The organism is Acidovorax sp. GW101-3H11 (assembly GCF_001633105.1).
In the GTDB taxonomy this organism is placed as follows: Bacteria; Pseudomonadota; Gammaproteobacteria; order Burkholderiales; family Burkholderiaceae_C; genus Acidovorax.
The window spans coordinates 719,635-739,036 of the sequence record NZ_LUKZ01000009.1 but is presented as its reverse complement, the minus strand read 5'-3'; the positions used below and the strand labels follow the sequence as shown (position 1 = coordinate 739,036).

Here is a 19,402-nt window from a genome sequence, read left to right as displayed (position 1 = left end):
AAGTTGTTGATTTGTATTGATTGTATCTACAGCGCTCAACAAGGGCAAATGGTATCTTTCGTGGACTTTTAATCCGTTGGTCACAAGTTCGAATCTTGTACGTCCTACCACACATTCAAGGCCCTGTAGCAATACAGGGCCTTTTTGTTTGCTATCACAGTTGATGTATTCGCCGCTTCCGTTGATTGCGCTTGTTCCGCAAACATGATCGGTGTTCCGCAAAGTAAGTCAACTTGCTGCGATAGCGTGGGCTTCTTCGATTCTTTGAAGCTCAGTTTGCTCTGTGACTCCATCGCTCCCTATCCCAACCGACACATCTACAAATTCGCGTGTTTGTTTGGCTTTCATCGGGCACCGCGTCGAGCGCTGTGGCCAGCTCCGATGCTATCAAGGTGAATTCCCTGAGCTTGTCGGTAGGCATCTCCATGCGTGCGGCCGCCGTCATCATGTTGGTGATTTCGGTGGGAATCCTGCCGCTCAGCTCGCGCACGTCGCGCTCGGCCTGGTCCAACCCTGCTCGGTGTCGAAGCGGTGCGCAACCCTAGCACACGGGCTGCGGCGGGCGATTCCAGAACGCCCGCGCCGGTTTTGAGGGCCTTCCAGTTGGGCCGCAGCAGCATCAGCTCGCTGGCTCCGAAGTAGTTGCGGGAGGCCTGGGCTTCACCGATGGTGTCGCCCTGCGCGGCAGCGTAGACCATGGCGCGCAGCTTCCGGGCCACGGCAACCATGGCATCTGTCACGGCTTGGCGGTCCAGGACCGGGGTGCCCAGGATGCGCGGCCTCACGCCCCCGGCTCAGCCTGCGCCGACTGCAGCGCTTGCAGTCCGGTCTTTTTTTTGCCTGTGGGGGGCCGATGACCTTCACGGCTTGGTCGGCCGCCTTCTCTTCATCGTCGGCGCTCACGCTATTTTCCACCCGCACGATGACCGGCTTGGGGCGGGCTTGTTCCTTGATGGCGTTGAGCGAGGCGGCCAGCGTGCCCGGCTCTCCCGCTTTACCGATGGCCGTATCAATCTTGGTGACAAGCACCGGGGTGTTGAGGTGAAAAGACAGCCGCATCAGTGTCCGAGGCTGTGGCCTCCGGGCCGTCATTGACTTCAGTGACGCGCACGCCGTGGAGGTTGCCAAGGGTGGCCATGCGCACTCCGGCTGGGACGGGGAAATGGGATGTACTGATCTTCACCCCTTCCCACGCGCAAGGCCACCGGCGGCGAATGCATGCGCCGCCTGCACATGAAAAAGCCCGCCGTGCGCGAAGCGGGCGGGCTGTTTTCTGTGGCGGAGCTACGCAGAAACGCAATCCATCAGCGTCGCCCCCTTACGGTGTCTGCCTGTTCATCGCTCACGTTGTCGAGTTCGCCATGCAAGTGCCTCCACGAACCTTTGTGGCGAGAGCCGAAGATAAGCAAGCTAGCAAGTGACCAGAATAATCCGAACGCTACGACCAATACAAGCCACGTCAGCATGGCGCCGAGGGGCTTGTAGTCTCCGCCCCGCATTACCAGGGCTCCGGTCTGCCATGCCCAGAGCAAGAGACCCACAGGCACTATGGCAAACACAATGCCAATGGTCAGCCCGAGACGGGGGAGCGCCTTGCCCAGCCCTGCCACCACCCAGCAAACTGCCACCATCGTCACCAGCGCAGCCATATGTTCAGGCAGCACCAGCCAGCTCAATCCCGCCGCCAATATCTTCAACATGGCAGTTCCTACAACGGAGCCTTGATCCCCGCCACGGTTGGATGAGCTGGTTGGCTCGGGAGCTGGGTCTACATGTTCGAGCCTGCTGTTCAAAACCTCTTGCGCAATGGCCATGGTCGGAGCCGCAAGCATGCCGTTGGCGATTCGGTCCTCCAGCTCCTCGATGGGCATCCGGTGGTAAAGCGCTGCCAGTGAAAGTCGCTTCTTTTCGCTGAGAACATTCGTCATCTTGGCAGTCCAATGATTTGGTTATCGGGCTGGGTGCCGTTTTTGTGAATCCGGGTGCCGCTTTTTTTGGGGGGCGGGCCCTGGCGACGACAAGCGCAGGCGCCTGAACGAATGCGTGATGGACTATAGCCTGCGGCGGAGCGTGGGGGGGGGCAGGCTCCGGCGCTTGCACGCGGTGGCAAACGTTGTCAGTGTTCGCGACCGATACGGTGGCGGGGTCTTCAAGGTGGATCAACTGGGCGGCAGCTTGGCCGGCCAACTGTCGGCACATGGCAATGAAGCGCTTGCAGACGTTGCAGATGCGAGTGCCGTTGCTCCGGCGGAAGTCCGCAATGGTCTTGAAGTCCTGTCAAGGAGCCCGGTCAGCCACATCAGCTCGACATTGCGCTGGGCTTTGCGCTCCAGGCGGCGGCTCGATTGGATACGGTTGAGGTGGTCGTAAATGTAGAGTTTGAGCGGTACTGCCGGGTGGTACGCAGGCCGTCCAGTGGCCGCCGGATTGATCTCACCGAACCGAGCGACCGAAGATCCAGTTCGTGGGCAAACACATCGACAACGCGCACCCGATGCGTTACGCAGCGTCTGGTGTGCATTTCCAAAGGCCTCTCTCGCGGAGGCCTTTGTCTTTTCCGGCGTGTGTTTTGCAGGCGCCCCTGCAGGAGGGGGCGTGTTGCGCGTCACGGACTGGCCGTGGAGTCTGTTTGGTTCGGGGCAAAAAGGTCCCAGCTGGCCATGAACAGCGCAGCGATGACGGGGCCGATCACAAAGCCTGTCAGGCCGAAAAGTCCCATGCCTCCCAGTGTGGAGATGAGTACGATGTAATCCGGCATCTTGGTGTCCTTGCCGACCAGGATGGGGCGCAGGACGTTGTCCACGAGGCCAATCACGCCGATCCCGAATGCGGTGAGCACCGCACCCTGCCACACGGCTCCGGTGGCGAGGAAGTAGATGGCCACCGGTACCCAGATCAGGCCTGCGCCCACAGCAGGCAGCAGTGACAGGAAGGCCATCAGTACCCCCCACAGAACCGGGCCCTGGATGCCCAGCACCCAGAAGATCAGGCCGCCCAGGGCCCCCTGAGAGGCCGCCACCACGATGTTGCCTTTGACGGTGGCTCGGATGACGGTGGTGAACTTGCTGACCAGCTGCCGTTTATGGGCATCGTCCAGTGGGGTCGCATGGCCAATCCGGCGGGCCAGGCTGGCGCCATCGCGCAGCAGGAAAAACAGGAGGTACAGCATGATGCCGAAGCCGACGAGGAACTCCAGCGTGTTCTGACCAATGCTCAGCGCTTGTGTTGCGACGAACTGGCTGGCTTGTACGGCAACGGAGGAGAGTTTTTGCTGCAACTCACCGATGCTGGTGAGATTCAGTCGCTCCAGAAGATTGGCGGCCCACGCAGGCAGGGCTGCGATCACCTGCTGCAGATAGAGCCCGAAATTGAGCTGGCCTGAGCGCACCCGTTCGTAAATGACGCTGGCCTCCTGAACCAGCGACACGGTGATGGCGGTCATGGGCAGGATGACGATGACCAGGCAAAGCCCCAGCGTGCACAGGGCTGCCAGGGTGGGGCGCTTAGGCATGCGCTTGAGTAGCTTGCGATGCAGCGGGGCAAACAGGATGGCCAGAATCACGCCCCAAAAAACAGCGCCGTGAAACTGCCAGAGGATGGCTCCGAAGGCGATGGTCACGGCGATCAGCAGCAGCAGGAAGGCTTTGTCTTGGAGGTGATTGGGTGTCATGTCGCTTGGAGGCAATGAGATACCCGGAATGTACGCGAGGCCCGCTGACGTCAATTTGTCGGCGGCCTGTTGTGGGTGCGCGCATGCCCCTTCCTTTGGGCGATCGCCCGTTCGGTGGCACAATACCGCCCGTACCAAGGCCCTTCCCCAGCCACAGTCGCATCCGCCAATCGGTTCAGCCGTGTCGCGGAAGGTTTCTCAACCAGCTAATGCTTTCCCAAGGAAAGCGGAGGTCAGCGGAATATGAGCGATACGACATCCGTCTATCAAGCCTACCAAGGCAACACTTACCTCTTCGGCGGCAATGCGCCCTATGTCGAAGAGATGTACGAAAACTACCTTGCCAACCCAGGTAGCGTGCCAGACAACTGGCGCGAGTACTTTGATGCACTGCAAAATGTGCCCGCAGTGGATGGCAGCAATGCCAAGGACGTTCCCCACCTGCCGGTGATCAATGCCTTTGCCGAGCGTGCAAAGCAGGGCGGTACCAAGGTTGTCGTCGCCACCGGCGCGGACTCCGAACTGGGCCGCAAGCGCACCGCGGTTCAACAGCTGATCGCCGCATACCGCAATGTGGGCGCGCGCTGGGCCGATCTGGACCCGCTCAAGCGCACCGAGCGCCCTGCGATTCCCGAACTCGAACCCTCTTTCTACGGCTTCAGCGACTCCGACCAGGAAGTCGTGTTCAACACCAGCAACACGTTCTTCGGCAAGGAATCCATGCCGCTGCGCGAGCTGATCAATGCCTTGCGCGAAACGTACTGCGGCTCCATCGGCGCCGAGTACATGTACGCCACCGACCAGAACCAGAAGCGCTGGTGGCAGGAAAAACTCGAAACCATCCGCAGCAAGCCCAGTTTCGGCGCGGAAAAGAAAAAGCAGATTCTCGACCGCCTGACGGCTGCTGAAGGCCTGGAGCGTTTTCTGCACACCAAGTACGTCGGCCAGAAGCGTTTCTCCCTCGAAGGGGGCGAGAGCTTCATTGCTGCCATGGACGAGCTGATCCAGCAGGCGGGCTCCAAGGGCATCCAGGAAATCGTCATTGGCATGGCCCACCGTGGCCGCCTGAATGTGCTGGTCAATACGCTGGGCAAGATGCCCGCCGACTTGTTTGCCGAGTTTGACCACACCGCTCCGGAAGACCTGCCAGCGGGCGACGTGAAGTACCACCAGGGCTTCTCCTCGGATGTGTCCACCCCCGGCGGCCCGGTCCACCTGTCGCTGGCGTTCAACCCCTCCCATCTGGAAATCGTCAACCCCGTGGTGGAAGGCTCGGTGCGCGCCCGCATGGACCGCCGTGATGATCCCCGGGGCAGCCAGGTGCTGCCCGTGCTGGTACACGGTGACGCCGCCTTTGGCGGCCAGGGCGTCAACCAGGAAACCCTGGCGCTGGCGCAGACCCGTGGCTACACCACGGGCGGCACGGTGCACATCATCATCAACAACCAGATCGGTTTCACCACCTCGGACCCGCGCGACATGCGCTCCAGCGCGTTCTGTACCGACATCGTGAAGATGGTCGAATCGCCGGTGCTGCACGTCAACGGTGATGATCCCGAAGCCGTGGTGCTGGCCACGCAACTGGCGCTGGAATACCGCATGGAGTTCCGCCAGGACGTGGTGGTGGACATCACCTGCTTCCGCAAGCTGGGCCACAACGAGCAAGACACGCCTTCGCTCACTCAGCCGCTGATGTACAAGAAGATTGCGTCCCACCCCGGTACCCGCAAGCTGTACGCCGACAAACTGGCCACCCAGGGTCTGGGCGCCACGCTGGGTGAGGACATGGCCAAGGCCTACCGCGCTGCGATGGATGCGGGCAAGCACACGGTAGACCCGGTACTGACCAACTTCAAGAGCAAGTACGCGGTGGACTGGTCGCCCTTCCTGGGCAAGAAGTGGACCGACGCGGGCGATACCGCGATTCCGCTGACCGAATGGAAGCGCCTGTCCGAAAAGCTCACCACCATTCCTGCCAGCGTCACACCGCACCAGCTGGTGAAGAAGGTTTACGACGACCGCGCTGCCATGGGCCGTGGTGAAGTCAACGTGGACTGGGGCATGGGTGAGCACATGGCCTTTGCCTCGCTGGTGGCCAGCGGCTACCCGGTGCGCCTGTCGGGCGAAGACTGCGGACGCGGTACCTTCACCCACCGCCACGCCGTGGTGCACGACCAGGCCCGCGAGAAGTGGGATGCCGGCACCTATGTGCCGCTGCAGAACGTGGCCGACAACCAGGCCCCGTTTGTCGTTATCGACTCCATCCTGTCCGAAGAGGCAGTGCTGGGCTTTGAATACGGCTATGCGTCGAACGACCCCAACACCCTGGTGATCTGGGAAGCCCAGTTCGGCGACTTCGCCAACGGCGCCCAGGTGGTGATCGACCAGTTCATCGCCTCCGGCGAAGTGAAGTGGGGCCGTGTGAACGGCATCACGCTGATGCTGCCGCACGGTTATGAAGGCCAGGGCCCCGAGCACAGCTCGGCCCGCCTGGAGCGCTTCATGCAGCTGGCTGCCGACGCCAACATGCAGATCGTGCAGCCCACCACGGCCAGCCAGATCTTCCATGTGCTGCGCCGCCAGATGGTGCGTGACCTGCGCAAGCCGCTGATCATCATGACGCCCAAGTCGCTGCTGCGTAACAAGGATGCGACCTCGCCGCTGTCCGAGTTCACCAAGGGCAGCTTCCAGACGGTGATCCCCGAGCAGAACGAAGCCATCGTGAAGAAGGCCGCCAAGGTCAAGCGCGTGATCGCGTGCTCGGGCAAGGTGTACTACGACCTCGTGAAGAAGCGCACCGAGCGCGAAGACGAAGACGTGGCCATCGTCCGTGTGGAGCAGCTCTACCCGTTCCCCCACAAGGCGTTTGCGGCTGAACTCAAGAAGTACCCCAACGCGACGGACGTGGTGTGGTGCCAGGACGAGCCGCAGAACCAGGGTGCCTGGTTCTTCATCCAGCACAACATCCACGAGAACATGCTCGACGGCCAGAAACTGGGCTATGCAGGTCGCGCCGCGTCCGCTTCGCCCGCTGTGGGTTACGCCCACCTGCACCAGGAGCAGCAAAAGGCGCTGGTGGATGCAGCATTTGCCAAGCTCAAGGGTTTTGTCCTGACCAAGTAAGGCCAGCTACCCGAACGAACACAGAACAGAACCCCTACCGAAAGAATTCAAAATGGCTATCGTAGAAGTCAAAGTCCCCCAGCTGTCCGAATCCGTGGCAGAAGCCACCATGCTCACCTGGAAGAAGAAGGCCGGTGAAGCCGTGACCGTGGACGAGATCCTGATCGAGATCGAAACCGACAAGGTCGTGCTCGAAGTGCCCGCGCCCTCCGCAGGCGTGCTGTCCGAAATCATCCAGGGCGACGGCGCCACCGTGGTGGCCGAACAGCTCATCGCCAAGATCGACACCGAAGGCAAGGCGGGCGCCGCCGCAGCAGCTCCTGCCGCTGCCGCGCCAGCCCCCGCCGCAGCTGCCCCTGCTGCAGCGCCTGCCGCCGCTGGTGGTTCCAAGGGTGATGTGGCCATGCCCGCTGCTGCCAAGCTGCTGGCCGACAACAACCTGTCTGTCTCGGCCGTGGCCGGTTCGGGCAAGGATGGCCGCGTGACCAAGGGCGACGTGCTGGCCGCAGTGGCCGGTGGCGCCAAGGCCGCCGTGGCAGCCCCCAGCGTGATCCCCACTGGCGTGCCCTCCAAGGCACTGCCCCAGGTGGCAGCGCCCGCTGGCAAGGAAGACCTGAGCGGTCGTCCCGAGCAGCGCGTGCCCATGAGCCGCCTGCGCGCCCGCGTGGCCGAGCGTCTGCTGCAGTCGCAATCGACCAACGCCATCCTGACCACGTTCAACGAAGTGAACATGGCGCCTGTGATGGACCTGCGCAAGAAGTTCCAGGACAGCTTCACCAAGGAACACGGCGCCAAGCTGGGCTTCATGTCCTTCTTCGTGAAGGCTGCTGTGCATGCCCTCAAGAAGTACCCCGTGCTGAATGCGTCGGTGGACGGCAACGACATCGTCTACCACGGCTACTTCGACATCGGTATCGCCGTGGGTTCGCCCCGTGGCCTGGTGGTGCCCATCCTGCGCAATGCAGACCAGATGAGCTTTGCCGACATCGAGAAGAAGATCGCTGAATTTGGCAAGAAGGCTGCAGAAGGCAAGCTGGGTATTGAAGAAATGACCGGCGGCACGTTCTCCATCTCCAACGGCGGCACCTTCGGCTCGATGATGTCCACCCCCATCATCAACCCGCCGCAATCGGCCATCCTGGGCGTGCACGCCACCAAGGACCGCGCCATGGTCGAAAACGGCCAGGTCGTGGTGCGCCCGATGAACTACCTGGCGATGTCCTACGACCACCGCATCATCGACGGCCGCGAAGCCGTGCTGGGCCTGGTGGCGATGAAGGACGCGCTGGAAGACCCATCGCGCCTGCTGTTCGACATCTGATCCCCTGACTGCATCGACCCACCCGCGTGGCCCGGCCTCTGGTCCTGCCCGCCGGTGGGTCTTTCTCCAACAGACTGAACGAGATTTCCCATGAGCAAACAATTTGATGTGATCGTCATCGGCGGTGGCCCCGGTGGCTACATCGCCGCCATCCGCGCAGCCCAGCTGGGCTTCAACGTCGCCTGTATCGACGAGTGGAAGAACGGCAAGGGTGGCCCCGCACCCGGTGGCACCTGCACCAACGTGGGTTGCATCCCCTCCAAGGCGCTGCTGCAGTCGTCCGAGCATTTCGAGCACGCCAACAAGCACTTTGCCGAGCACGGCATCACAGCCACCGGCGTCAAGATGGACGTGGCCAAGATGATTGCCCGCAAGGACACCGTCGTGAAGCAGAACAACGACGGCATCCTGTACCTGTTCAAGAAGAACAAGGTCAGCTTCTTCCACGGCCGCGGCTCGTTCGTGAAGGCTGCCGAAGGTGGCTACGAGATCAAGGTGGCGGGCGCCGCCGAAGAGTCCATCGTCGGCAAGCAGATCATCATCGCCACTGGCTCCAACGCCCGTGCGCTGCCCGGCACGCCGTTTGACGAAGAACTGGTGCTGTCCAACGACGGCGCGCTGCGCGTCGGCGCCGTGCCCAAGAAGCTGGGCCTGATCGGCTCGGGCGTGATCGGCCTGGAAATGGGCTCGGTGTGGCGCCGCCTGGGCGCTGAAGTCACCATCCTCGAAGGCCTGCCAACCTTCCTGGGTGCAGTGGACGAACAGATTGCCAAGGAAGCCAAGAAGGCCTTCGACAAGCAGGGCCTGAAGATCGAGCTGGGCGTGAAGGTCGGCGAGATCAAGACCGGCAAGAAGGGCGTGAGCATCGCCTACACCAACGCCAAGGGCGAAGCCCAGTCGCTGGACGTGGACAAGCTCATCGTCTCCATCGGTCGCGTGCCCAACACCATCGGCCTGAACGTCGAAGCCGTGGGCCTGGCGCTGGACGAGCGCGGCGCCATCGTGGTGGATGGTGACTGCAAGACCAACCTGCCCGGCGTGTGGGCGGTGGGCGACGTGGTGCGCGGCCCGATGCTGGCGCACAAGGCCGAGGAAGAAGGCGTTGCCGTGGCCGAGCGCATCGCCGGCCAGCACGGCCATGTCAACTTCAACACCGTGCCCTGGGTCATCTATACCAGCCCCGAGATCGCATGGGTGGGCCGTACCGAGCAGCAGCTCAAGGCCGACGGCGTCAAGTACAAGGCCGGCACCTTCCCGTTCCTGGCGAACGGCCGCGCACGCGCACTGGGCGACACCACCGGCATGGTCAAGATGCTGGCCGATGCCGAGACCGATGAAATCCTGGGCGTGCACATCGTGGGCCCGCAGGCCAGCGAGCTGATCTCCGAAGCCGTGGTGGCCATGGAATTCAAGGCCAGCAGCGAAGACATCGCGCGCATCTGCCACGCACACCCCTCGCTGAGCGAAGCCACCAAGGAAGCGGCCCTGGCCGTGGACAAACGCACCCTCAACTTCTGATATTTGAATAAAAAAGGGCTTCAGCGCCTGCTAGTCATGCGCTGGTAGCTATCAAATTCATAGTATCGGAAGGGTGCCCATCCCGTGACAGTCAAACAGGCTTACCTGGCCGAGCTGGCCGCTAAAGGCTACCAAAGCGACCCGGCCCAGCTGCGGGCCGTGGATGCGCTGCAGCGCTGCGCCGATGAGTGGGCTGCCTACAAGGCGCGGCGCTCCAACGCGCTCAAGAAGCTGATCAACCGGCCCGAGATCCCGCGTGGCGTCTACATGTACGGCGGGGTGGGGCGGGGCAAGAGCTTCCTGATGGAGTGCTTTTTTGACGCCGTGCCCCTGAAGCGCAAGGTGCGCCTGCACTTCCACGAGTTCATGCGCGAGGTGCACCGCGAGCTGGTGGCGCTGCAGGGCACGCAGAACCCGCTGGATGTGCTGGGCGAACGCATTGCCAAGCGCTACAAGCTCATCTGCTTTGATGAGTTCCACGTAGCGGACATCACGGACGCGATGATTCTGCACCGGCTGCTGGTGGCGCTGTTCGACAACGGCGTGGGGTTTGTCACCACCTCCAATTTCAAGCCGGACGATCTGTACCCCGGCGGCCTGCACCGCGACCGCATCCTGCCTGCCATCGCACTGCTCAACGAGAAGCTGGAAGTGGTGAACGTGGACAACGGCACCGACTACCGGCGCCGCACGTTGGAGCATGTGAAGCTCTACCACACGCCTTTGGGCGCGGAGGCCGATGCCGAGATGAGCCAGGCTTTCGACCAGCTGGCCGAGGTGCATGACGAAGACCCGGTGCTGCACATCGAGCAGCGCGAGATCCGTGCACGGCGCAAGGCGGGTGGCGTGGTGTGGTTTGACTTCAAGGCGTTGTGCGGCGGCCCGCGTTCGCAGAACGACTACCTGGAGATCGCCACGCAGTTCCACACCGTGTTGCTCTCCGACGTGCCGTACATGCCTGTGAGCATGGCCTCGCCCGCGCGGCGTTTCACCTGGCTGGTGGATGTGTTGTATGACCGCCGCGTCAAGCTCATTCTGTCGGCGGCCGTGCCGCCTGAGCAGCTCTACACCGAAGGCCCGCTGGCGCACGAGTTTCCGCGCACGGTGTCGCGTCTCAACGAGATGCAGTCCAAGGAGTTCCTGGACCTGGAACGCCGCATGGTGGATACGGGGCTGACATGATGCAGCGAGCATGTTTTGCTACAGCGGTGCTTGCCACCTTGCTGGTGCTGCCAGTGGCTCCCGTGGGGGCCCAGGCCACCGATGGAACACAGGGCAGCGCTCTGGCCGCTGCGGCCGCGCACCGCAAGGCCGAACACGAACGCATCCGCCACGAGCGCGAGGCCCTGGCCGCCGTGCGCCAGAAGGAAGAAGCGGCCTGCTACAAGCAGTTTGCGGTGGAGGACTGCCTGCGCACTGCTCGCACCAAGGCGCGTGAAACCGGCGACCGCCTCAGAGCCCAGGAGGTGGAGCTGAACGACGCCGAGCGCAGGGAAAAAGCGGCTGAGCGCCTGCGCTCCATCGAAGAAAAGCAGAAGGCCGTGCCGCCCCCGGCCGCCAGAGGGCAGGGCACAGATGCCACGGTGCGCAAAACCCCGGCATCCCCCGCGAGCACCAAAGCGCAGCGGGACCACGAAGCCGAGCAGCGCGCGCAGCTGCAGCGCAACCGGGTCCAGCAGCATGACGGCGAGCAGGCTGCCCGCGCGGCCGTCCAGGCTGACCGCGCCGCCCAGGCGCGTGTCCGTCATGCAGAAACCCTGAAAGCAGCGGACGAGCGTCGTGCCAGGGTCGAAAAATCCAAGGCCGATGCTGCCGCCAAGGGGCACCCTCCTGCTGCGCCGCTGCCCGCACCGGCGCGGGTGGCATCCAGCCCGGCGCGGTGAATGCCTGAAAGGCGCAGCGGGGCATCGTCGGCCCGCTGGCCAGTTAATCTATGAGGGATAGCCGCTACCGCTGGAGGGTGGCAGCCAAAAGCGTCTGGCCGCCCCATGGCCCCATGAGGTGGCCGCAGTGTGCCGTGGAGCGTAAGCAGGTCAGGCGCGGCCTGCGTCGAGCGGAACGAGGCGTGCGATCTTCTTTTCTTCGACCAGTGCCTCGATCTTCACGATGACCAGCGACAGGTTGTCGCCGCCGCCCCGGGCCCGGGAGCGTGCCTTTTCAATCAGGAACTCGGTGGCTTCGCGGGGGGACAGCGAATCCACCACCGAGGCCAGTTCGGTGGGCGAGAAGTAGTGCCACACACCGTCGCTGCAGGCGAGCAGCACATCACCTGGCTGCAGTTGCGGAATGACGTGGGTGGTGATGGGCGGGTCGCTTTCGGTGCCCAGGCAGCCCACCAGGATGTTCGAGTGGGGGTGGTTGTTGGCCTCGGCCTCGGTCAGCTCGCCCCGGTCCACCAGCGCCTGCACATAGGAGTGGTCGCTGGTGCGGAACACCATGCGGGGGCCCTGGAAATGGTAGATGCGCGAGTCGCCTGCATGCACCCAGTGGCAGTCGCCCCGGGGGTTGATGAGGAAGGCGGCAATCGTGCTGTGGGGTTCCTGTTCGGCCGAAATGGCCGTCAGGCGGATGACGATATGGGCCTCTTCGACCATGTTCTTGAGCATGGACACGGCATCGTCGGTGTCGGGCGAGTAGCGCTCGAACAACTGCCGCGCGGTCATCATGACCTGGTCCGATGCCTTGCGGCCACCGCTGCGGCCGCCCATGCCATCGGCGATCACGCCCAGAACACAGCCATTGTGTCGGTCGTGGGAGATCAGGGCGACCTGGTCTTGCTGGTATTCCCGGTCGCCCTTGTGGATGCCGGTGGACGCGATGAGGCGAAACGCTTTGGTCATGCTGGTGATTGTGGGGGCGCGTGCACAAACGCTCGCCGTGAAAACGGGCCAAGCGCGTATTATCCGCCCGCCTGTGGCATTTTCGCCATGCTTGTGGCGCTCCCGCCTTGAAACCCAGCCTCCACTCTCCCCACCGACAACTGATCGAATTGCGCATGGAACATGCCGATCTGGACGCGTTGATCGATCGCTGCGCCCCTGATGCGGCGCCCGACGAACTGGCGCTGCGGCGGCTGAAGAAGCGCCGCTTGGTCCTGCGCGACGCGATGGACCGGCTGGAACGTGAGCTTCTGCCGCAAGAGCCTGCCTGATGGCGCTGGTTGACATGGTGGCGGAGGTGTTTGCCGCCGGCGGAGTTCTGGAGCGGGCAGACACGCACTTCCAGCCCCGCGAAGGGCAAACCCAGATGGCCTGTGCCGTCGCACGGACCATCGAAGCAGGGGGTGCCCTGGTGGTGGAGGCGGGCACCGGGGTGGGCAAGACCTTTTCTTATCTGGTGCCCGCGCTGCTCAGCGGCGAGCGGGTGCTGCTGTCCACCGCCACCAAGGCGCTGCAGGACCAGCTTTTTGCGCGGGACCTGCCCTGGCTGGTGGAAACGCTGGGCATGCCCGTGCGCATGGCGCTGCTCAAAGGCCGTTCCAGCTACCTGTGTCTGTACCGCATGGAGCTGGCGCGCCAGGACGCGCAGGCCCAGGACCGTGGCGTGGCGCGTGTGCTGGCCAAGGTCGAGGACTGGTCACACCACACCCAGTCGGGCGACCTGGCGGAACTGACGGGACTGGATGACCGCTCGCCCGTGATTCCCTTGGTCACATCCACCCGCGAGAACTGCCTGGGTTCGCAATGCGCCCAGTTCCGCCCCTGCCATGTGCACCGGGCCCGGCGCGAGGCGCTGGCGGCCGACATTGTGGTCATCAACCACCACCTGTTTTTTGCCGATGTTGCGGTGCGCGAGTCGGGCATGGCCGAGCTGTTGCCCACGGTGCGTGTGGTGGTGTTTGACGAGGCGCACCAGATCAATGAGACCGGCGTGCAGTTCCTGGGCACCCAGTTGTCCACAGGGCAGGTGATGGACTTCAGCAGGGATTTGCTTGCCGCTGGCCTGCAGCATGCCCGGGGCCTGGCAGACTGGGTGGAATTGTCCCGCAGGGTGGAGTTGTCGGCCCAGGACCTGCGCCTGGTCGCCCGCACGGCCTTGGGCGCCACCAAGCTGCGCTGGGCGGACGATGCCCCAGAGGGTATCCCGGCGGAGCATTGGCACGGCGCCCTGCGCGGCGTGGCGCTGGCCTGTGCCCAGGCCCAGGAGGCGCTCGATACGGTCAGCGAGATCGCGCCGGATTTTGTGCGCCTGTATGAGCGCGGCTCGGAGCTGCTGGCGCGCCTGGCCCGGTTCTCGGGCCCCGGCGATCCCGAGGTGGTGCGCTGGGTGGATGTGGGCACGCAGCTGAGGCTGGTTGAATCGCCGCTGGACATTGCCGAGGCCATGCGCACGCGCTTGCTGGGGGCGCCTGCCGAGGCTTCTGAGGATGCGGGCGGCGACGGCTGGCCCGGTGACAGCCCCGCAGGCCCGGGCCGGGCCTGGGTCTTCACCTCGGCGACCCTGGGCGATGACGAACGCCTGAGCTGGTTCACCGAACGGGCAGGGCTGCAGGAGGCTGAAATCCTGCGGGTGGTCAGTCCGTTCGACTACCCCGCGCAGGCCGCGTTGTATGTGCCGCGCCACCTGCCCGCGCCCGCCGACCCCGCGCACAGCCTGGCGCTGGCGCAATGGGTGGGCCAGGCGGCTGAGCAGCTGGGAGGGCGCACCTTGGTGCTCACCACCACGTTGAAGGCGTTGCGCGCGGTGGGGGATGCACTCCAGAAGCGGTTTGCGTCGTCAGGAGCGCTTGAGGTGCTGGTGCAGGGCGAGTGGCCCAAGCGGCGGCTGATGGAGCGCTTTCGGGAGGGGGCTGACCATGGCCAGCCAGGCTGCGTGCTGGTCGCCTCCGCCACCTTCTGGGAAGGGTTTGATGTGCCCGGCGACGCGCTGCAGCTCGTGGTGATCGACAAGCTGCCGTTTCCGCCCCCTGGCGACCCCTTGGTCGAGGCGCGCACCCAGCGGATTGAAAAGGCGGGGGGGAAGGCTTTCAAGGCCTATGCACTGCCCGAGGCCGCCGTGGCACTCAAGCAAGGGGCGGGGCGCTTGATCCGGCGGGAGTCGGACCGGGGAATCCTGGTGGTGGGGGACACCCGCCTTGTCACCATGGGCTACGGCAAACGCCTGCTGGCTGCATTGCCGCCGATGCGGCGGCTGGAGTCGGAGGAGGCGTTTGAGGATGCCCTGCAGGCGCTGCTTACCAGACCTTCCACCACGGATCCGACTTGCCCTTGAAGCCGCCACTCAGGTAGGGGCTTTGGGGGTAGGACTTGTCCATCACGCGGCGTGCGTCGTCACGCAACTGGGTCATGCCCAAGGCGTCATACGACTGGACCAGGATGTACAGCGCTTCTTCCAGCGCTGGCACGCCCTGGTAGTCGGCCACGGCCACCTGGGCGCGGCTGATGGCCGCCACATAGGCGCCACGCTGGAAGTAGTAGCGGGCCACATGCACTTCGTACTGCGCGAGCGAGTTGACGATGTAGGTCATGCGCTGGCGCGCGTCCTGCGTGTAGCGCGATTCGGGGAAGCGGGTGGACAGTTCGCTGAAAGCCTCGAACGAGTCCTTGGCGGCCTTCTGGTCCCGCTCGGACAGGTCCTGGCGCGAGATGAAGGAGAACAGCCCCAGGTTGTCGTTGAAGTTCACCAGGCCCTTGAGGTAGAGCGCATAGTCCAGCGCAGGGCTGGCCGGGTGCAGCTTCATGAAGCGGTCCAGCGTGGCGATGGCCTGGGCCTTTTCACCGGCCTTGTAGTGGGCGTAGGCCTTGTCGATCTGGGCCTGCTGCGCCAGCGGTGTACCGGCCGCACGGCCTTCGAGCTTTTCGAGCAACGGAACCGCCTTGTCATAGGCGCCGCTGCTCATTTCGTCCTTGGCTTCCGAGTGGATGCGGTTGGGGCTCCAGCCCGCCGTTTTGTCGTCGGGGGTGCTGGAGCATCCCGCCAGCAGACCGGCAAGCAGCAGGGCGGAAACGAGGGGCAGTGGGGCACGCAGCATCGCAGGCAGCTTTCAGCAAATGAGGGAACAGGTGCACACGGGGCTGGGTCCGTCCGGGGCGTGTGTTGCGCTTCCGGCCCCAGGGTCCACGGGCATCTTGAACAGAAAAGGCATTGTACTGGTGGCCGTTGCCGCCAAGCGGCGCCGTGTGCCCCGCTTTCCGGCGGGCGGGTGCAGGGCTTTCTACAATGGCTCCATGTTTGTTCACCTGCGCCTGCACACCGAATTTTCCGTCGTGGACGGGACCAACCGAATCGATGAGGTGGCCAAGGCGGCCGCCAAGGATGGCCAGCCTGCATTGGCCATCACCGATCTCAACAACCTTTTTGGCGCAATCAAGTTCTACAAAGAAGCCCGGGGCAAGGGCGTCAAGCCCATCCTGGGCGCAGAAATTTTCCTGGAAGGCGAAGCGGGGGCTGCGCCATCGCGAATGATCGTGCTGGTGCAAAGCCGCAAGGGCTACCTCAACCTGTCGGAGCTGCTGGCCCGCGCGTGGACGCGCAATGTGGTCAAGAACCTGGCGCTGTGCACCTGGGCGTGGCTGGAGGAGCTGTCGGAAGGGCTGATTGCCCTCGCGGGCGCGCAGGCGGGCCCGGTGGGGCAGGCCTTGCTGAAGGGGGACGAGTCTGGTGCGGCCGATCTCGCTCTGCGCCTGGCGGGGATATTTCCGCACCGCTTTTACATGGAGTTGCAACGCGCGGGGCGCGCTGACGATGAACCCCATGTGGCCGCTGCAGCCCAGCTGGCGGCGCGCCTGAACCTGCCCGTGGTGGCCACCCACCCGGTGCAATTTGCCACGGCAGACGACTACGAGGCCCACGAGGCCCGCATTTGCATTGCAGAGGGCGAAATCCTGGCCAACCCGCGCCGGGTGCGCAAATTCACCCGCGACCAGTATTTCAAGTCATCGGCCGAGATGGAGGCGCTGTTCGCCGATGTGCCCTCGGCCATTGCGAACACGGTGGAAATCGCCCAGCGTTGCAACTTGACGCTGGTGCTGGGCAAGCCGCAACTGCCGGACTTCCCCACGCCCAATGGCATACCGATCGATGAGCACTTCCGCAATGCATCGTTCGCAGGGCTGGAGGAGCGCCTTAAGCTGCTTTTTCCCAAGGAGGCCGTGCGCGATGCCCAGCGCCAGCGCTATGTGGACCGGCTGGAGTTCGAAATCGGCACCATCCTCAAGATGGGGTTCCCGGGCTACTTCCTCATCGTGGGCGACTTCATCCAGTGGGCCAAGGAAAACGGCTGCCCCGTGGGGCCGGGGCGGGGGTCGGGTGCGGGTTCGCTCGTGGCCTACGCGCTCAAGATCACCGACCTGGACCCGCTCGAATACAACCTGCTGTTCGAGCGCTTTCTGAACCCTGAGCGGGTCTCGATGCCTGACTTCGACATCGACTTCTGCCAGGGCAACCGCGATCGCGTGATCGACTACGTGAAGGACAAGTACGGCAAGAACGCCGTGAGCCAGATTGCCACCTTCGGCACCATGGCCGCCAAGGCTGCCATCCGCGACGTGGGCCGGGTGATGGACATGAGCTACACCTTCTGCGATGGCATCTCCAAGCTGGTGCCGGGCAAGCCGGGCATGTCGTACACCTTGCAGTACCCGCCCGAGGTGAAGAAGGAGGGCGACAAGAACAACTACGCGCTGGAGCTGGAGCCCATGCTCTACGAGCGCGTGCTCAAGGAAGAAGACGTCAAGACCGTCATCGAGATGGCGCAGAAGCTCGAAGGCATGACGCGCAACATCGGCATGCACGCCGGGGGCGTGCTGATTGCGCCGGGCAAGCTCACCGATTTTTGCCCGCTTTACCAGCAGCCGGGCAGCGAATCGGCCGTGAGCCAGTACGACAAGGACGACGTGGAGGCCATCGGCCTCGTGAAGTTCGACTTCTTGGGCCTGGCCACGCTCACCATCCTGGAGATTGCGCGCGAGTTCATCATGAAGCGCCACAAGGGCCAGGAGAACTTTGCGTTCGAAACCATTCCGCTGGATGACGGCCCCACCTACCGGCTGTTCTCCGAGGGCAAGACCGAGGCCGTGTTCCAGTTTGAAAGCCGGGGCATGCAGGGCATGCTCAAGGAGGCCAAACCCAGCCGCCTGGAAGACCTGATCGCCCTGAATGCGCTCTACCGCCCAGGCCCCATGGACCTGATCCCCACGTTCGTGAACCGCAAGCACGGCAAGGAGCCGGTGGAGTACCCGCACCCCCTGGTCGAGCCCGTGCTGGCCGAAACATACGGGATCATGGTGTACCAGGAGCAGGTGATGCAGACCGCCCAGGTGCTGGGCGGCTACAGCCTGGGCGGTGCCGACATGCTGCGCCGGGCCATGGGCAAGAAAAAGGCCGAGGAGATGGCCGAGCACCGCGAGATCTTCCGCAAGGGGGCGGCCGAAAAAGGCATCGGGCAGGAAAAGGCCGACGAGGTGTTCGACCTGATGGAGAAGTTCGCGGGCTACGGCTTCAACAAGTCGCACGCCGCCGCTTACTCGCTGCTCGCCTACCACACGGGCTGGCTCAAGGTGCACTTCACGGCCGAGTTCTTCTGCGCCAACATGACCGTGGAAATGGACGACACCGACAAGCTCAAGGTGTTGTACGAGGACGCGGTCAAGCACTTCGGCATGACCTTCGAACCACCGGACGTGAACCGGGGCAAGTACCGGTTCGAGCCGGTCACGGACAAGATCATTCGCTATGGCCTGGGCGCCGTGAAGGGCACGGGCCAGCAGGCCATCGAAGCCATGGTGGCCGCGCGCGAAGGCCGGGGCGAGGGGCCGAACGGCTCCACCACCGGGCCTTTCAAGAGCCTGTTCGACTTCTGCCTGCGCGTGGACAAGTCGCGCATGAACAAGCGCACGGTGGAGGCCCTGATCAAGGCGGGTGCCTTCGATTCGATCAACATGAACCGCGCAGCGATGGTGGCGTCCATCGACCGGGCTTTTGACTTTGCGGCCGCCACGCTGGCCAATGTGAACCAGGGCGGGCTGTTCGACATGATGGGCGATGACGCCCATGGCTCCAGCACGCAGGAGCCCGAGCTGGTGGAGGCATTACCCTGGGGCATCAAGGAACGGCTTACGCTGGAGAAAACGGCCGTGGGCTTTTACCTGTCCGGCCATTTGTTCGATGAGGTGGCCACCGAGGTGCGCCGCTTCGTGCGCACCCAGATTGACGAGTTGCTCGACAGCCGCGAGCCCCAGGTGCTGGCCGGGATCATCAGCGACTTCCGCGTCATCAATGGGCAGCGGGGCAAGCTGGCCCTGTTCAAGCTGGATGACAAGTCCGCCGTCATCGAAGCATCGGCCGACGAGGCCTTGATCAACACCTACCGCAACCAGCTCAAGGAAGACGAGTTCGTGGTGATGATGGGGCGCCTGCAGCTGGACCATTTCAGCGGAGGCCTGCGCGTGAAGGTGCAGCAGGTGTGGGACCTGGCCGGTGCACGCTGCCGGTTTGGCAAATACCTGCATGTGGTGGTGGGTGAGAAGCTGCCCGATGTGCCCCGCCTGGTGCAGGAGTTTCCCGCGCGGCGCGAGGAAAGTGCCGAGGGCGAGGTCGCCGTGCATGGCCTGCGGGTGCGCATGGGGGTGCGCTGCAAGGCCGAGGACGCAGCGGCGGTGGCGGAGCTGCAACTGGGCGAAAACGCGCGGTTTTTCCCGTCGGATGCGGCCCTGGCGGCATGGACCGCGCAGGCGGGCCCGGGGGCAGCCACGGTGGTGTACGAGTAAGGCGAGGGCAAGGCGAGTGGCGCGGTTCCGGGGTGTGGCGCCCTTTGCGGCGCCACGGCTTGA

General features: G+C 63.9%; 12 protein-coding genes, 1 tRNA gene and 1 pseudogene. 9 read left to right on the top strand and 5 right to left on the bottom strand.

From position 1 onward, the window contains the following. Positions 1 to 41: 41 nt before the first annotated feature. Positions 42 to 110: transfer RNA gene (locus tag A1D30_RS25835), tRNA-Ser, on the top strand. Positions 111 to 1,304: 1,194 nt separating this feature from the next. Here the strand turns inward: A1D30_RS25835 and A1D30_RS26015 are convergent. From A1D30_RS26015 to A1D30_RS09325, 3 genes and pseudogenes are all read right to left on the bottom strand, one after another. Continuing rightward, positions 1,305 to 1,928, bottom strand: coding sequence for a hypothetical protein (locus tag A1D30_RS26015; protein ID WP_199865976.1), 624 nt, complete (start codon positions 1,926 to 1,928; stop codon positions 1,305 to 1,307). Positions 1,929 to 2,184: 256 nt separating this feature from the next. Then, positions 2,185 to 2,500 (bottom strand): annotated as a pseudogene (locus A1D30_RS24720) (transposase); the annotation flags it as partial. Between the two features lie 105 nt (positions 2,501 to 2,605). Continuing rightward, complete coding sequence (locus tag A1D30_RS09325; RefSeq protein ID WP_063460451.1) at positions 2,606 to 3,670, bottom strand: AI-2E family transporter; 1,065 nt, start codon at positions 3,668 to 3,670, stop codon at positions 2,606 to 2,608. 243 nt (positions 3,671 to 3,913) lie between these two features. Here A1D30_RS09325 and A1D30_RS09320 point away from each other — a divergent pair, with 243 nt between their 5' ends. The 5 genes from A1D30_RS09320 (at position 3,914) to A1D30_RS09300 (ending at position 11,515) form a co-directional block, all read left to right on the top strand. Then, positions 3,914 to 6,793 carry a 2-oxoglutarate dehydrogenase E1 component gene (locus A1D30_RS09320; protein ID WP_063460450.1) on the top strand — a complete coding sequence of 960 codons (2,880 nt, stop codon included), beginning with the start codon at positions 3,914 to 3,916 and terminating at the stop codon, positions 6,791 to 6,793. A 52-nt stretch (positions 6,794 to 6,845) separates the two neighbouring features. After that, positions 6,846 to 8,114 carry a 2-oxoglutarate dehydrogenase complex dihydrolipoyllysine-residue succinyltransferase gene (gene odhB / locus A1D30_RS09315; RefSeq protein WP_063460449.1) on the top strand — a complete coding sequence of 423 codons (1,269 nt, stop codon included), beginning with the start codon at positions 6,846 to 6,848 and terminating at the stop codon, positions 8,112 to 8,114. 90 nt (positions 8,115 to 8,204) lie between these two features. Beyond that, a complete protein-coding gene (gene lpdA, locus A1D30_RS09310; RefSeq protein WP_063460448.1) occupies positions 8,205 to 9,632 on the top strand; it encodes a dihydrolipoyl dehydrogenase in 1,428 nt (475 codons plus the stop codon). An 84-nt stretch (positions 9,633 to 9,716) separates the two neighbouring features. Next, on the top strand, positions 9,717 to 10,814 hold the full coding sequence (gene zapE, locus A1D30_RS09305) for a cell division protein ZapE (protein WP_063460447.1): 1,098 nt from the start codon (positions 9,717 to 9,719) through the stop codon (positions 10,812 to 10,814). Beyond that, complete coding sequence (locus tag A1D30_RS09300) at positions 10,811 to 11,515, top strand: hypothetical protein (protein ID WP_109790912.1); 705 nt, start codon at positions 10,811 to 10,813, stop codon at positions 11,513 to 11,515. The genes zapE and A1D30_RS09300 overlap by 4 nt, the downstream gene beginning before the upstream one ends. A 150-nt stretch (positions 11,516 to 11,665) precedes the next feature. Here the strand turns inward: A1D30_RS09300 and A1D30_RS09295 are convergent, their stop codons facing one another. Then, positions 11,666 to 12,472: a protein phosphatase 2C domain-containing protein gene (locus tag A1D30_RS09295; protein ID WP_063460446.1), complete on the bottom strand. Its 807-nt coding sequence runs from the start codon at positions 12,470 to 12,472 to the stop codon at positions 11,666 to 11,668. Positions 12,473 to 12,579: 107 nt separating this feature from the next. Between A1D30_RS09295 and A1D30_RS24715 the strand changes: the two genes are divergently transcribed. Further along, a complete protein-coding gene (locus A1D30_RS24715) occupies positions 12,580 to 12,783 on the top strand; it encodes a YdcH family protein (RefSeq protein ID WP_094291039.1) in 204 nt (67 codons plus the stop codon). Further along, the gene (locus A1D30_RS09285) at positions 12,783 to 14,843 is read left to right on the top strand and encodes an ATP-dependent DNA helicase (RefSeq protein WP_063460444.1); all 2,061 of its coding nucleotides are present in this window, start codon (positions 12,783 to 12,785) and stop codon (positions 14,841 to 14,843) included. Before A1D30_RS24715 ends, A1D30_RS09285 begins: the two co-directional genes overlap by 1 nt. Here A1D30_RS09285 and A1D30_RS09280 read toward each other — a convergent pair. Beyond that, a complete protein-coding gene (locus tag A1D30_RS09280; RefSeq protein WP_063460443.1) occupies positions 14,806 to 15,603 on the bottom strand; it encodes an outer membrane protein assembly factor BamD in 798 nt (265 codons plus the stop codon). The two genes, A1D30_RS09285 and A1D30_RS09280, sit on opposite strands and share 38 nt — an antisense overlap. Positions 15,604 to 15,799: 196 nt before the next feature. Here A1D30_RS09280 and dnaE point away from each other — a divergent pair, with 196 nt between their 5' ends. After that, entirely contained in the window at positions 15,800 to 19,339 is a 3,540-nt protein-coding gene (gene dnaE / locus A1D30_RS09275; RefSeq protein WP_063460442.1) for a DNA polymerase III subunit alpha, read from the top strand. The last annotated feature ends 63 nt before the right edge of the window (positions 19,340 to 19,402 follow it).